The following is a 14,228-nucleotide window of genomic DNA, read 5'->3' as shown; positions in this document are numbered from 1 at the left end:
CCCGGTACCCGGTGACATATCGCGCTTCATATCGCGGGCCGCCTGCCGATGCGCGCCGGCCAGTGGGCGAGCTGGCCCCGCTGCGCGCTGGTCAGCACGCATTCGGCGAACGCGTTGATCGACACGTGGCGCGCGAAGAACTGTTCGAGCACCGCGCCGAGCAGGAACGGGCTGTCACCGGAGAACGCATGGTCGTCGACGGTCACGTCGACCTGCACGCCGCGCCCGAACATCAACGGGCCTGACGCCGGCAGCCGGCGGAACACCGGTGAGAACGCCACACGCAGCACGCCGTCGATCTGCCGGCGCATCGCGGCGTCGGCCGGATCGGCATGCAGGCCGAGCAGTTCGCGCAGCGCATGCGCGCCCTCGTCGTCGTCGAGATCGGTCAGCGTGTGCCGGGCCAGTCCGAGATGGCGGATCAGCCGCCACGCGGTTTGCGCATCGGCGATCGGCGGGCGCGGCCGCGACGGGCCTCGGATCGCGACGATGCTTTCGACCGGGGCCGACACGCGAAGCGTGAACGTGTTCGCATCGCCGGGCGGCTGCAGCAGCACGAGATCGCGGTTCGTGCACAGCGTATCGGCCGCCAGGTAGCGCATCGTCTCGTCGTACGGCGCGCACTGGCTGTCGACGAGCGACACGTAGGTTTCGCTGCCGACGTAGCCGGTGCGCGTGCCGTTCGCGCGCGCCTGCGCGGAGACGAGCCTCGGTTCGCGCCGCACCGTGTAGTACGCGCCGTGGTTGCCGTCGTCGCTTGCGAACGACGCGTGAAACGGCCGGAATTCGCGCGACTGGCCGTCGTCGCGCTGCTCGCTCGCGAGCCGCTGCACCGCATAGACCTCGTAGTCGAGCGGCCGGCTGCGATCGACGACGACATGGTGCTCACGCGCGCCCGGTTGCAGCGCAATGCGGTCGGCACGGCGTGCGAACAGGTTCACGGCCGGCGTGCAGTTCAGCGCGAGGTGTTTCGCGCTGACAGCCGCTTCGAGTGCCGCGTCATGGCGGTCGAACAGCACGGTCAGCTCGAACTCGTCGCCGGTTGCGCGCGCGAGCGCGGCACGCAGCCCGCCGATGCTGAAGAACAGGAAGCGCGCCGGAAACGCGAAATACTCGCGCAGCAGCCGGTAGCCGTGGAAGCTGCGGCCGTCGTCGGGCAGGATCGCCTGGGCGGGATCGAAGCCTTCGTGGACGATCTCGTCGGCATCGAGCGTATGCAGCCAGCGCGGCGGCTGCGCGGGATCGTGGCACACGACGCCGAGCGCATGCGCGGCGATCAGTTCGAGCAGGTGCAGTGCGTCGCGCTCGGGGCCCGCGAGATGGAACGTCAGCCGGTCGAGCGGCAACTGGGACAGTTTGGCGCCGCCGCGCACCTTCAGCCGGATGCGCAGCGCGCCGCGCACGTCCTGCCGGGCGGCGAAGGCGCCGCGCGGCAGCCACGACGGCGCGCCGGTGACGGTCGCATCGGTCAGTTCGAGCGGCCACAGCGTCAGGTCGTGCGCGGTGCGGAATTCGCACGCGGTCTGCTCGGATGCGGCCGGACGCGCGCGCAGCGCGGTGCCGGCCGGCAGCCGCCAGCCTTGTGCGAGGCTGCCTTCGTTCAGCATCGGCGCGAACCGCACGATCGCCATCGACGGCAGCGGCGCGACATAGCCGGGATACACGGCATCGAGCAGCGCCTGCGTGAAGCGCGGAAACTCGGCGTCCATCTTGAGCTGCACGCGCGCGGTGAGGAAGCTGAAACCTTCGAGCAGCCGCTCGACGTACGGATCGGGCGGCCCCGATTCATTGAGCCGCAGCCGTGCGGCCACTTTCGGGAACTGCTGCGCGAATTCGCCGCCGAGCTCGCGCAGGTACGCGAGTTCGCGGTTGTAGTAGTCGAGCAGGCGCGTATCCATCGCGTCAGGCCCCCGCCACGGATTGCAGCGACATCGCGCCCGTCTCGAGATCGAGGTCGGAGCGCAGCACGAATTCGAGCGGATGCGGGATCGACCACAACGTGCCGCGAATCTCGAACAGCAGCACGTTGTGGCGCCGCTCGCCGGCGCGGCCGCCCGGCGCGTCGATCACGCTGCGCACTTCGACGCTGTCGGGCGCAATGCGCGGCTCGAAGCGGACGATCGCATCGCGGATCGACGCCTCGACCGACATCCGCTCGACGCCCGACATCGGCTTGCCGACGAGCGGCCGCATCCCGTAGTTGAGCACCGATGCCTGCGCATGCGCGAACGCCGACCAGTCGACGAAGCCGTCCTCGGCATTGCGCGTGTTGAGCAGCCACGCGAGATCGCGCAGCACGGCCGCGCGCAGGCGTTCGGTGCCGATCCACTGCGCGCCGGGCGCTTCGGTCGCGCGCTGCGGCGTGTCGTCGGTGAGCCGGTCGAGCAGCGCGGGCTGGAGCCGGTCGCGCAGGCTGCCCTCCCGGCCGTCGCGGGTTCGCGGGTCGTCCATGGTCATCTCCGCGCCGTCACATCTCGGTGTTTTCCTTGATGTTCCAGCCGACGGTCACCTCCGCGCCCTTGCCGCCGTTGTCGTTCTGCTGCCAGTACTGCTTCTTCACCTTCGCGGCCTGGAAGCCGTAGTGCATCATCAGCCGGTCGGCGACGTCGCCCGGATCGATGCCCGCGACCTGCGCGGACGTGACGAGCACTTCCTGCAGCGTCACGCGCATGAACTCGACCTGCGTGCCGCCCGTCTTGCACGCGGAGATCTCGACCGTCGAAAGGTGCTTGCCGTTCGCGCAGTTCTTGATGATCGCGGGCGCACCCTTGTCCATGTACGCGGCGACGACGAGATCGTTGAAGCTCGCCTTGCCGGCATTGCCGCCGCTGCCGCTCGCCATCGCGCCCGGCTGGCTCGCGCCCCACGTGAACGACTGGATGTCGGTCCACCCCTTGTGCTGTGCGTCCGCCGATTCGCCGGTCACGCCGTCCACCTTCATAAACATTGCCACGCCCATTGCCGTCTCCGTTTCAGTGCGATGTCAGGATGAATGCCGCGTTGAATGCCGATCGTTGCCTGCTGCGTCGCTCACTCGTTGGCCGCCTTCGCGGTCGGCAGCCGCGAGATGAGCCGCAGCGACACCGTGAGCCCTTCGAGCTGGTAGTGCGGCCGCAGGAAGAATTTCGACGTGTAGTAGCCGGGGTTGTCCTCGACCTCGTCGACGACCACCTGCGCGGCCGCAAGCGGCTTGCGCGCCTTGGTTTCCTGCGACGAATTGATGGGGTCGCCGTCGACGTAGTTCATGATCCAGTCGTTCAGCCAGCGCTCCATGTCGTCGCGTTCGCGGAACGAGCCGATCTTGTCGCGCACGATGCACTTCAGGTAATGCGCGAAGCGGCAGCACGCGAACAGGTACGGCAGGCGCCCGGACAGCCGCGCGTTCGCGGTCGCGTCGGGATCGTGGTACTCGGCCGGCTGGTACAGCGACTGCGCGCCGATGAACGCCGCGAAATCCGAGTTCTTCCGGTGTACGAACGGCATGAAGCCGTTCTTCGCGAGCTCGGCCTCGCGGCGGTCGCTGATCGCGATCTCGGTCGGACATTTCTGGTCGACGCCGCCGTCGTCGGTCGGGAACGTGTGGCTCGGCAGCCCTTCGACCGCCCCGCCCGATTCGACGCCGCGGATCGACGAACACCAGCCGAACTGCTTGAACGAGCGGTTGATGTTCGCGGCCATCGCGTACGCCGAATTCGCCCACGTGTAGCGGTCGTGGTTCGCGGCGTCGGTGTCTTCCTCGAAGTCGAATTCGTCGACCGGGTTGGTGCGCGCACCGTACGGGAGCCGCGCGAGAAAGCGAGGCATCGCGAGGCCGATGTAGCGCGAATCCTCCGACTGCCGCAGGCTGCGCCACGCCGCGTATTCGGTGTTCTGGAAGATCTTCGTCAGGTCGCGCGGGTTCGACAGCTCCTGCCACGAATCCATCTGCATCAGCTCCGGCGACGCGCCGGCGATGAACGGCGCGTGCGCGGCCGCCGCGATCTTCGACAGCTCGCCGAGCATCTCGACGTCGGGCGGGCTGTGGTTGAAATGGAAATCGCCGACCAGGCAGCCGAACGGCTCGCCGCCGAACTGCCCGTATTCCTCTTCGTAGATCTTGCGGAACAGCGGGCTCTGGTCCCATGCAACGCCCTTGTAGCGCTTCAGCATCCGCGCGACCTCGTTGCGCGACGCCGGCAGCGCCTTGATCTTCAGCAGCTCGTCGGTCTCGGTGTGCGTGACGAGGTAATGCAGCCCGCGCCACGCGCCTTCGAGCGTCTGGAATTCGTTGTGATGCAGGATCTGGTTGATCTGCTCGGACAGCTTGCGGTCGATTTCCGCGATGATCTGCTTCACGCTGCCGTACGCATCGGTCGTCATGCCGACCGTATGTTCGAGCGCCTGCTGCGCGAGCGTGCGCACCGCGCGCTCGACCGACTCGCGTGCCTCGGCCGTCTTCGGCTTGAATTCCTTCTGCAGCAGCGCGGCAAATTCGTCGTGCGCGACGGCCGGTTGCGCGGCCTCGCGTGTGTCCGCGCGGGATTGGACGGGGTCATTCATCGCGGGCCTCCGGTTGGGTCGCATCGCCGCCCTGCGCGGGCTCGTGCGGGTTGCGCACGAGGGTCTTCAGCAGGTCGGGATCGTTGATCGCGCGCTCGATCAGTTGCTCGGCGCCGTGCTTGCCGTCCATGTACGACAGCAGGTTCGACAGCTCGGTGCGCGCCTCCAGCAGCCGGCGCAGCGCGTCGACGTTGCGCGCGATCGCGGCCGGCGAGAAATCGTCGATCTGCTCGAACGTCATGTCGACGTTGAGCATCCCCTCGCCGGTCAGCGTGTTCGGCACCTGGAACGCGACGCGCGGCGCGACCGATTTCATCCGCTCGTCGAAGTTGTCGACGTCGATTTCGAGGAACTTCCGCTCCTGCAAGTCCGGCAACGGCTCGGCGCGCTTGCCCGCCAGGTCGGAGATCACGCCCATCACGAACGGCAACTGCACCTTGCGTTCGGCGCCGTAGGTCTCGACGTCGTACTCGATCTGCACGCGCGGCGCCCGATTGCGCGCGATGAACTTCTGTCCGCTGCCTGCCGCCTTGGTTCTGTCCGTCATCGTCCACTCCTTCACATCGATCAGGTTGCGCAGTCCGTCGGCGCCGCCCGCTTGGCGGCGTGTTTCATTCGTGTCATTCGCTCCGCTCGCCGCTCAGCAGGTCCAGCTTCGGCAGGCTCTCCGGTGCGAGATCGCGGATGATTTCGTAGAAGTCGAGCGTGAGCAGCCGCTGGGCGCGCCGCAGCAGCAACGGCGCCGGGTGGCTCGGTTCGTGCTGCTCGAAATAGCGGCACATCTTGTCGAGACCGATGCGCACGTCGTCGCGGCTCGTGACCTCGGCGTCACGCCAGGCGTGGGCGTTCGGCATCGCGGCCGCTGCGGTTGCGGCCGTTGCGGGGCCGGTCTGCGACGCGTCGCCGGGCGCGGCCGGCGGCATGTCGAGCGAGACCTGTTGCGGCTCCGGCAGCGGCACTTCGCGCACGATCCGCTGCAGCGCTTTCTCCGCATCGCCTTCGTCGGGTGCCCATTCACGGCCCAGTTTGTCCGTCACGCACACGCGGATCGCCTCCAGCGCGTGCAATGCCGCGCGCGCCGCGTCGAGCGGCGTCGTGCCGTCGCTATGCGTAACCGACAGCGTAACCAGCAGGCTTTCGCGGCTGCCGGCCACGGGGCTGCCGGTGTCGTCGCGGCCGTCGAGCAGCCGTTCCGCGTCGCGCACGCTCGGCCCGCCATCGAACAGCGGCTGGCGGCGCGCCGCGCGCGCGCAGTCATGCGCGCCGGCTATCTCGGCGAGCGCGTTCATCCGCAGCGTCGGGTCCGGTTCGCCGTCCGCGTCGAGCCGCGGATGCAGGTCGTCCCAGCGGCGCGCGAGCAGGTTCGCGACAAGCGCGAGCGCGTCCGCATAGCCGGGAATGCCGTGCTGCTCGGTCCAGCTTCGCGCGAGACAGGCGATGACGCGCAGGTCCTTCGTGCGCGCGGACAGCGCCAGCGCAAGCCGCTCGACCGCACGCCAGTCGGGCGCTTCGGCCGGGATCACGGTGTCGCCGTATTGCTGCTCGGCGCGCGGCGTCGCGCGCTCCTGCAGTTGCAGGAACTCGGCGTCGTATTCGAGGTTCGCGCCGCACGGCGCATCGGGCGCGACCTCCGCGAGCAGCTGGCCGATCAGGTCGGCGCGCGGGGTCGCCGGCAGGCCGGGCGGCACCGTGGACAATGCGGCGGCGGCCAGCGCCGCCTGGCTGACGTCATTCGAATGCATAGTCGATGTTGACCGGTTTGCTGCCGAAGTCGATCGCCACGGTGCGGTGCAACGGCGGCAGTGAGCCGTTGCGGATCTCGATCACGTAGACGCCCGGCGTCAGCGATACCGAACGCAGCGGCGGGCTCGCGCCGCGCCGTGCGCCGTTCACGTAGATGTCGCCCCAGGGCCGCACGTTGAAACGCACCTGCACGGTTTCCTGCGCCTTCGGCGGACGCGGCTGCGACTCGGCCGTCGGCGCGTTGACGGCGGCGACTGCGGTCTCTGCCTCCGACGGCGCCTTCGGTGCCTGTGTCGGCGCAGTCGCCGGTGTGGCGGCCGCTTCCGACGGCGGCACGTTGACAACACGTTCCGACGAATCGAGGCTGCCGGCGGGCGCGATGGCGGAACCGGAACCTGCTTGCGACGGGGCCGGGTTCGTCACGGTGGTCGCAACCTGCGGCGCGGACGCGGCGGCCTCGACGGCAGGCAGGCTGGCCGGCGCTGCGGCGACGGGCGGCGGCGGAACCTGCGCGGACGATCCGGCCGGCAGGCTGGACGGCGGCACGACGGTCGGTGTCGGCCCCTGTTGGGCCAGCGTAGCGCCCGGCGTGCTCGCGGGCGGTGACGTGCCGGCCTGAGGCTGGCTCGCGACGGGCGCGGGCTCGCCGGCATCGCGGGCGGGACGCGACAGATAGGTCGCGGCCAGGCCGACGGCGATCAGTGCGACGAGCGCGCTACCGACGTAGACAGGCAGACGGCGATTGCGCGATCCGGCGGGAGCCTGGCCGCGGTGGGTGCCGGTTGGCACGGGTGCGCCGCCTGATGACGGTGAGGATGCCGATACCGATGCGGCAGGATGCGGTGCGGTCGAACCGGCGGCGCCGGCAGCTGCGGACGCGTTCGCATTGCCGGAGCCTGCCGCACCTTGCGCACCGACGTCCGGCGCCGTACTTGTTGATCGCTTTCCGGCATCGTCCTGTGCGTCAGCGCTTGCAGCGGGTGGTTCTTTCTCTCGTTGGACGTTTCCGCGCGGTGCGTCGGATTCACCCGGTTTCGCGGCTGACTGGGACGCATGAGATGCCGACGCTCCGAGCGTGCCCGCAGCCGCAATCGCGGCGCTTTCTGCGGCCACTTTGGATGTCGAAGGCGCGTCATCGACTCCCGGTTGGGCGCTGGATATGCCAGACGACGCGGATGCCGTGCCCGTAGGCGTAGACACATGACCCGCACCTGCGGGTGTCGACGCCGGCCCATCCGTCGCAGCGTTCCCCGAAGCGGTCCCGCCCGCGCCGATCGAAGCCGCGGCAGCAGCCGACGCAGTACCGGACCCAGCCGAAGCTTCGCGCTTCCCTTCCCCGCTCCTCCCCGCATCGCTCACCGGCGGCGCGACCGCCGAGCCATACCCGCCACCCGCCCCGAAGTCCCGCAACCCGAGCTCTGCCGCGAACGCTGCGACGGATTCCGGCCGATCCGGAATCCGCAACTGCAGCGCATGGTCGACCGCCGCGAGAAATGCCGGGCTGTACACCTCGCCGGCCGGCAGGTCGCGCGACGCGAGCGGCCGGTACGTGTCCTTGATGCTGCGCACGACGGCCGCGGGCGGCAGCTCACCGGTAATCATCGCGTGCATCACCGCGCCGAGCGCATAGAGATCCGTCCACGGCCCCTGGCTGAACGCGGGATCGTCGGTGTACTGCTCGATCGGCGCATAGCCGGGCTTGATCATCATCGCGCCGTCGTCGACCAGGTCGCCGATCCGTTTGCGCGCCGCGCCGAAGTCGAGCAGGATCGCGCTGCCGTTCGGGCGGATCAGCACGTTGTCGAGCGCGACGTCGCGATGGAAGCACTGCGCGCGATGCAGCGTGTCGAGCGCACCGAGCAGCGCGCCGACGATATTGCGCAACTGCGTCTCGCTGATCCGCATCCCGCCGTCGAGCAGTTGCTTGAGCGTGCGCCCTTCGTAGAACGGCATCACCATGTACGCGGTGCCGTGGCTTTCCCAGAAATGCAGGACCTTGACGAGCCCCGGGTGATCGAACTGCGCAAGCAGGCGCGCCTCGTTGAGGAACGCGCCGCGCCCGGCGTCGAAGGCCTGCGCAAATCGTTCGGAGCGCAGCGACACCGTATAGTCGCCGCCGCGCGTGGCCAGCATCGACGGCATGTACTCCTTGATCGCGACCGCGCGCCGCAACGTGCGGTCGAATGCGCGATAGACGATCCCGAAGCCGCCGATGCCCAGCACCTCGTCGAGCTGCAGTTCGCCCAGGCGATGGCCGAGCGGCAGCGGCCGCACCGTGAATTCGGATGCGTCGCCGCGTGTCGCCGTGTCGTGCTCGTTGTCTCTCGATCCAGCGTCCTTCATCTCCACCACCTCTCGAAACCGCGTCCTGTCCGCCCGCCGTGCCCGGCGGCTCGCCGTCCCGCCGCCCGTCAGCCGGGCCGCTAGCTGCCGCCGAACAGCGTCAGGAACAGCGCGTTGTCGGGCGTGCCCGTATGCGCATGCGTGCGCAGCGGCGATCCGTCCGCGCGGTTGGTCCACCAGAAACTGGTGCCGCCGTGCGGATCGAAGTAACCGGACAGCCCCGGCCACGCAGCCGGGGCCGGCCGTTCAGGCGGCGGCGCCGGCATGCCTTCGACGATGTCGGCGTAGGTGTCGTCGCCCTGTGTGAGCCGCACGCGCTCCAGCATCTGCTCGAGATCGCCCGGCGCGCGTGCGTGGCGGATCGCGTCGAGCAGCGCCTGGCCGACCTGCCAGTAGAACGCGTCGGCAGCATCCGGCAGCCCGTTCCAGTAATCGGCCGCTCGCATCGGCAGCGTGACGATCACTGGGTAGTAGCGCCCCACGCGGTCGCAGCTCGGCGCGAGGCAGCCCGGCTGAATGCACGACGCACCGGCGCCCGCCGGAATCAGGAAATTCCAGACCGGCGCGACCGTGTAGTGGCGCTCGATCTCGTCCGCGCCGCGCTGGCGCATCGCGGCCATTCCCTGCTGGAGCCAGCGCTCCCACCACAGCGCGAGCGCATGCGGCAGGCGGCTGTTCACGAAGTCGCCGGCGCCGGGAATCTTCCCGTACCAGGCCGGCGCATCGCCGTCGGTACGCGTGAACGGCGGTGTCGGGCTCATGGCTTCGGAGGGCATGTAAAGGACTCCATCTGGGGCAGCCTGAACGGGTTGCGGACACTGCCCGCATTCACTTGCAGCACGATCGGTTTGCCGTCGACCGTGAACCGCGCAATCATCTGGTCCGAGCCGCGTCCGGCCGACACGGCCGCGCGGTCGAACAGCCGGTGCAGCGCCCACGGCCCGTCGGTCGAGAAGCCGTCGGTCGCGCCGGCCTGCCCGGACACCTGCAGCCGCACCTGGTTGCTGCCGCGCGGGCCCGGCCAGTCCACCGCGCTTTGCACGAGCGGGCCGTGCGCGTAGCGGACGATCTGCCCGTCGACGTCGAGCACCATCTCCGTGATCGACGGGTCCATTTCGAGCGGCTGGATCTGCACCTTCAACTGCGCGGTGCGTGCGCCGCCGCCGAAATAGGCGTCGCGGATCACCGCCGCCTTCTCGAACGAAGCAAGCATCGCGGCGGCCGACGGATCGGCGTCCGCATTGCGGTTCGCAAAGCGCCACGGGTGCGACGTCGTATCGACGATCGACTGCAGGTTCTTCTGGAAGAAGTCGTCCATCAGGCCGCCGGGCGCGAACATCTGCGCGAAGTCCGCCGGCGCGACGTCGCGCGACGAGCCGCGCGCGAACGGATAGCGGCCCGCGATCGCCTGCCGGCAGAAGTCGCCGACGTTCGCACCGGCCCGCGTCGCGACGCTGCGCTGCTCGACAGTCGCGACGCTGCCGTTGGCGACGTTCGACAGGTCGTCGAGCACTTCGCGGAATGGTGTCGGCAGGCGGCCGGCCTGTGCGCGCAGCCTGGCGGGCGCGTCGGACGGCGGCGGTTGCGCGCCGCTCCTCAATGCGTCGTCGGTGGCCGTCAGGTACGTGTACAGCGCGTCGATCGACTTCAGCACCTCGCTGAACGCCTGGGCCTGGTCGCCGCTGCCCGGCGCGAACGCACGCAGCCCGGCGAAGTGGCTGTCGACGATCTGCTCGGCGCTCGCGGGCGCCGCCGCGGACGCGCTCGAATCGCTGCCCTGGCCCGCGAAGATCTGCGACAGCGAGCTGCGCGCCTCGTCGACCTTGTCCTGCGCACGCGTCGCGAGATTGCGCGCCCCGCCCGGCGCATCGCCGAGCGCGGTATCGCGTGCGAGCGCGACCATCAGCCGCGTGAGCGGCGAATCGGCGGACGACAGCGCGCGCGCCACCTGGATGCTTTGCGCGAGCGTCGCGGTGCGCTGCAGCTTGATGTCGGCGAGATAGTCGTCCCAGATCTTCAGGTAGTCGTTCAGGTAGAGCTGGCGAATATCGCGCGCCCATGCGGCCGCGTCGTTCGGGCCCGGAATCTCGGACAGCCCGAGGTTCAGCACCCACACTTCCTCGCGCCCGTAGGCGTCGACCTCGCCGGCCAGGCGCGGCGCGAACACGTTGCGATAGCCGTTGCGCGTATAGAGCCCCGGCACGCCTTCCGACAGCGGCTTGCCGCTCTGGCGGCGGAACACCAGTGAAGCATCGGGGCCGACCGCGCGCGCGACGCTGAAGTCGAACGCGGACGTGGCCGGCCGCAGCGTGAGCGTGAGCTGCCGGTACAGCCGCTGCGAGAACGGCACCTGCCGCAAGCGGTCGCGCACGTCGGCCACGAGCCGCTCGTTCATCGGATACGGCGACACCGCGACACGGTTGCCGAACAGCGCGGCGAGATGCGCACGCAGCGCGGTGCGTTCGGCCGGCGAGAAATCGGGCGGCAGCGCGCGTTCCATTTCGAGATCGACGACGGCCTGCACGAACGCGGGATCGTAGTGCGCGCTGTCGTACAGCATCAGGTACGCCTTCAGCGCCGCATACGCGTATTCGGTCTCGTCGGGCCGAGCGTCGCGCAGCGCGGCCTCCATCCGGCGCGCGGCGATCGGCAGCAGCACGTCTTCGAGCGCGCGCCGGTACACGGCGTCGACGGCTTCGTCGATCTTCTCGCCCTGGAACAGCCCCCACCGATACGCCAGCGGCGGATGCTGCAGGTCGACGCCGCCCGCATTCGCGAGGTTGCCGAGCGCATCGAGCACGGGCAGCAGGCGGGCGACGTCGGCCGCATCGGAGAATTTCGCGCCGGCGATCTGCGCATCGACGGCCGGCACGCGCGCGGCGATCTGGTCGAGATACGCGCGATTGTTCGAATAGCTGCGCAGCCACGCGACCAGCACGGCCACGCACACGAGCGCGAGCAGCACGTAGCCGGCGATCTGCAGCACGCGCCGCTTCTGATGCCAGCGCAGGTCGCTGCCGGCGAGCGCGGCTTCGCGGAAGATGTGTTCCTGCAGCAGCGACTTCAGGAAGAAGCTGCGCCCGGTCGAGCCGACCTGCGCGACCGGCGGCACGCCCTCGATCTTCAGGAAGCGCTTGATGCCGCTCATCACGCGATCGAACGCGGTGCCCTCCTGCGTGCCGCTCGTCAGGTAGACGCCGCGCAGCATCGGCATCGGCTCGTAGCTCGACACCGAAAACACCTCGGCGACGAACTGGCCGAGCATGTCCTGCAGGTCGGCGATCTGCTGCGGCAGCAGGTACGTCATTTCGCGCTGGCGCGCGTCGGTCTGCGCGGCGAGCAGTTCGGGCAGCCCGTCGTTCAGCCGCTGGTGCAGCAGCCGGTATTCGCGGTCGAATGCCGCGCGCAGGTCGAAACCCGGCGCCTCGCTCTGCGCGAGCGGGAACGTAAAGCCCCACACCTGCGCGCATTCGGTGCGGCCGTAGCTGCTGAAATACTCGGCGAAGCCCGCCAGCAGGTCGGCCTTCGTCACGAGCAGGTACACGGGAAAGCGAATGCCGAGCTGCGCGCGCAGCTCGAGCAGCCGCTTGCGCAGCACCATTGCGTGCTGCGTGCGTTCGGCCTCCGACGCGCCGAGCAGGTCGGCGACGCTGATCGTCAGCATCGCGCCGTTCAGCGGCTGGCGCGTGCGGTATTTCTTCAGCAGGTCGACGAAGCCTTTCCACTCGGCCTCGTCGAGCGCGCGATTGCCCTCGTGCGTCGTATAACGGCCGGCCGTGTCGATCAGGACCGCGTCGTTCGTGAACCACCAGTCGCAATGCCGCGTGCCGCCCACGCCGCGGATCGCCGCGCGGCCGAACTGCTCCGCGAGCGGAAAGCTGAGCCCGGAATTCACGAGCGCGGTGGTCTTGCCCGAGCCCGGCGCACCGATGAACACGTACCACGGCAGCTGATACAGATACTGGCGCGACATCCGGTCGAACCAGCGCGGCAGACCCTTGCGCACGGTGTCGGCCTGTCCGAAGCGCACCTTTTTCAGCAGCGAAGCGGCCTCGTCGAAGCGGCTGCGCAACTCGTCGAGCTGCGCCTTTGCCGGATCGTCGGCGGTGGCCGGCCCGGGAGCGGCCTCGCGCAGCTGGTTCAGCAACTGCGCGTTGAGGCGGCCGGCGCGCCAGCTGCGCCATGCGACACGTGCGCCCCATGCGATGAACAGCACCGCGATCGTCAGCCCGCGCGCCCAGCCGCTTTCGAGCGGCCGGACCTCGGCGAACGCGAACAGCGGGCCTGCGAGCCACACGAAGCACGCGAGCACGACGAGACCGGCGAAGGTCCAGATCTCCCGCGACGGTAACGGCCGGACGAAACGCGCGACAGCCTGGTTCATGGTCAGTTGGCTCCCTGCGTGGCGCTCGCGCCGACGGCGGCACTGCCGGGCGCCGGCAGCAGCGTGATTTCGACGCGCCGGTTCAGCGCGCGGTTCGCCGGCGAATCGTTCGGTGCGACCGGGTCGAGCGTGCCGCGCCCTTCCGCCGCGAGCCGTTCCGGATGGTCGAGCCGCGCGGCGATCATCCCGCGCACGGCTTCCGCGCGTTCGCGCGACAGGTCCCAGTTCGACGCGAAGCGCGCCGTATGCACGGGCGTGTCGTCGGTATAGCCGGTCACGCGCACGTTGCCGGGCACCTTGTTCAACGCATCGGCCACCCGCGCGAGCACCGGCACGTAGCGATCGATCACCGACGTCGAGCCGGACTTGAACAACCCGTCGCCGCGCAGCACGATCACGCTCCGATCGGCGTCGTCGCGCACCGACACGAGGCCGGCCGCGATCTCCGGTTCCAGGAATTTCGCGATGCGCGGCGCCGGCGCCGGGCGCGGCGGCGCCTGTGCGGGCTGCAGCTTCGGCACATGCAGCGCGTCGATCGACGCGAACAGCCGATCCGAATGCCCGGCGAGCGCGATCCGCAGCCCGACGAACACGCCGAAGCCGATCAGCAGCGCGAGCGCCACGCAGACCCACAGCGGCACGACGAACCGGCGCGCGACATCGCGCGTGACGACGTCGCGCCAGTGCGGCGACAGCGCCGGCTCGAATTCGCCGCGCACCGAGCGGATCGTCAGCGCGAGCTGGTGGCGCAGCGCGTCGAGCTGCGCATGGCCGTTGTCGAGCACGCGATAGCGGCCCTCGAAGCCGAGCGCGAGACAGAAATACAGCAGCTCGAGCAGGTCGAGATGCTGGCGCGGCTGCTGCGACAGGCGTTCGAGCAGGTGGAAGAATTTCTCGCCGCCCCAGGTCTCGTTGTGGAACGACACGAGCAGGCTGTGCGACGACCACACGCTGCCGCCCCACGGCGTCAGCGCGGCCGCCTCGTCGAGCGCCGTGCACAGGCAGTAGCGCGCGCCGATGATCGCTTCCGACGGCACGCCGGCTTCCTGCGCCCGTGCCTCGAATTGCCGGATCTCGACCACCAGATGCTCGCGCAGCCACGCCGGATTCGGGTGATGGACGGTCGAGCGGATCTGCGGCACCAGGTTGAGCAACGGATTCGCGGCCGCGACGAGCGGGTTCGTGCCGCTCGCGGCCCAGCGCCCGGGGCGCGGCTGCA

The 14,228-nt window shown here is 69.6% G+C and carries 10 protein-coding genes; all 10 read right to left on the bottom strand.

What is annotated here, in order from left to right; all coding sequences use genetic code 11:
* Positions 1 to 26: 26 nt before the first annotated feature.
* On the bottom strand, positions 27 to 1,898 hold the full coding sequence (gene tssF, locus G3O00_RS31275) for a type VI secretion system baseplate subunit TssF (protein WP_174931991.1): 1,872 nt from the start codon (positions 1,896 to 1,898) through the stop codon (positions 27 to 29).
* Positions 1,899 to 1,902: 4 nt separating this feature from the next.
* Positions 1,903 to 2,451: a type VI secretion system baseplate subunit TssE gene (gene tssE / locus G3O00_RS31270; protein WP_174941006.1), complete on the bottom strand. Its 549-nt coding sequence runs from the start codon at positions 2,449 to 2,451 to the stop codon at positions 1,903 to 1,905.
* Between the two features lie 16 nt (positions 2,452 to 2,467).
* Positions 2,468 to 2,959, bottom strand: a complete 492-nt coding sequence (locus G3O00_RS31265) for a type VI secretion system tube protein Hcp (protein ID WP_011355189.1) — start codon at positions 2,957 to 2,959, stop codon at positions 2,468 to 2,470.
* A gap of 71 nt (positions 2,960 to 3,030) precedes the next feature.
* Positions 3,031 to 4,539: a type VI secretion system contractile sheath large subunit gene (gene tssC, locus G3O00_RS31260; RefSeq protein WP_174931993.1), complete on the bottom strand. Its 1,509-nt coding sequence runs from the start codon at positions 4,537 to 4,539 to the stop codon at positions 3,031 to 3,033.
* Positions 4,532 to 5,086, bottom strand: coding sequence for a type VI secretion system contractile sheath small subunit (gene tssB, locus G3O00_RS31255; RefSeq protein WP_206145313.1), 555 nt, complete (start codon positions 5,084 to 5,086; stop codon positions 4,532 to 4,534). Before tssB ends, tssC begins: the two co-directional genes overlap by 8 nt.
* Before the next feature lie 73 nt (positions 5,087 to 5,159).
* Entirely contained in the window at positions 5,160 to 6,281 is a 1,122-nt protein-coding gene (tssA, locus tag G3O00_RS31250; protein WP_241025419.1) for a type VI secretion system protein TssA, read from the bottom strand.
* Positions 6,268 to 8,625 (bottom strand): serine/threonine protein kinase, encoded by a 2,358-nt coding sequence (locus G3O00_RS31245; protein WP_206145312.1) that lies wholly within the window; start codon positions 8,623 to 8,625, stop codon positions 6,268 to 6,270. Before G3O00_RS31245 ends, tssA begins: the two co-directional genes overlap by 14 nt.
* An 80-nt stretch (positions 8,626 to 8,705) precedes the next feature.
* On the bottom strand, positions 8,706 to 9,401 hold the full coding sequence (tagF, locus tag G3O00_RS31240; RefSeq protein ID WP_011355194.1) for a type VI secretion system-associated protein TagF: 696 nt from the start codon (positions 9,399 to 9,401) through the stop codon (positions 8,706 to 8,708).
* Entirely contained in the window at positions 9,383 to 13,009 is a 3,627-nt protein-coding gene (tssM, locus tag G3O00_RS31235) for a type VI secretion system membrane subunit TssM (RefSeq protein WP_206145311.1), read from the bottom strand. The genes tagF and tssM overlap by 19 nt, the downstream gene beginning before the upstream one ends.
* Before the next feature lie 2 nt (positions 13,010 to 13,011).
* Positions 13,012 to 14,228 (bottom strand): DotU family type VI secretion system protein (locus G3O00_RS31230; RefSeq protein ID WP_206145310.1); only part of this gene is annotated, 1,217 nt, incomplete at its 5' end.

The sequence above is a fragment of the Burkholderia sp. Ac-20384 genome, from assembly GCF_017104605.1.
Taxonomy (GTDB): domain Bacteria; phylum Pseudomonadota; class Gammaproteobacteria; order Burkholderiales; family Burkholderiaceae; genus Burkholderia; species Burkholderia lata.
Note: the sequence above shows the minus strand (reverse complement) of the source record. Positions and strands in the feature narration are given on the sequence as shown.

Bases quoted from the DNA above. Each gene is read 5' to 3' on its own strand.
- tssF (WP_174931991.1), bottom strand. From the start codon at position 1,898: ATGGATACGCGCCTGCTCGACTACTACAACCGCGAACTCGCGTACCTG.
- tssE (WP_174941006.1), bottom strand. From the start codon at position 2,451: ATGGACGACCCGCGAACCCGCGACGGCCGGGAGGGCAGCCTGCGCGAC.
- G3O00_RS31265 (WP_011355189.1), bottom strand. From the start codon at position 2,959: ATGGGCGTGGCAATGTTTATGAAGGTGGACGGCGTGACCGGCGAATCG.
- tssC (WP_174931993.1), bottom strand. From the start codon at position 4,539: ATGAATGACCCCGTCCAATCCCGCGCGGACACACGCGAGGCCGCGCAA.
- tssB (WP_206145313.1), bottom strand. From the start codon at position 5,086: ATGACGGACAGAACCAAGGCGGCAGGCAGCGGACAGAAGTTCATCGCG.
- tssA (WP_241025419.1), bottom strand. From the start codon at position 6,281: ATGCATTCGAATGACGTCAGCCAGGCGGCGCTGGCCGCCGCCGCATTG.
- G3O00_RS31245 (WP_206145312.1), bottom strand. From the start codon at position 8,625: ATGAAGGACGCTGGATCGAGAGACAACGAGCACGACACGGCGACACGC.
- tagF (WP_011355194.1), bottom strand. From the start codon at position 9,401: ATGCCCTCCGAAGCCATGAGCCCGACACCGCCGTTCACGCGTACCGAC.
- tssM (WP_206145311.1), bottom strand. From the start codon at position 13,009: ATGAACCAGGCTGTCGCGCGTTTCGTCCGGCCGTTACCGTCGCGGGAG.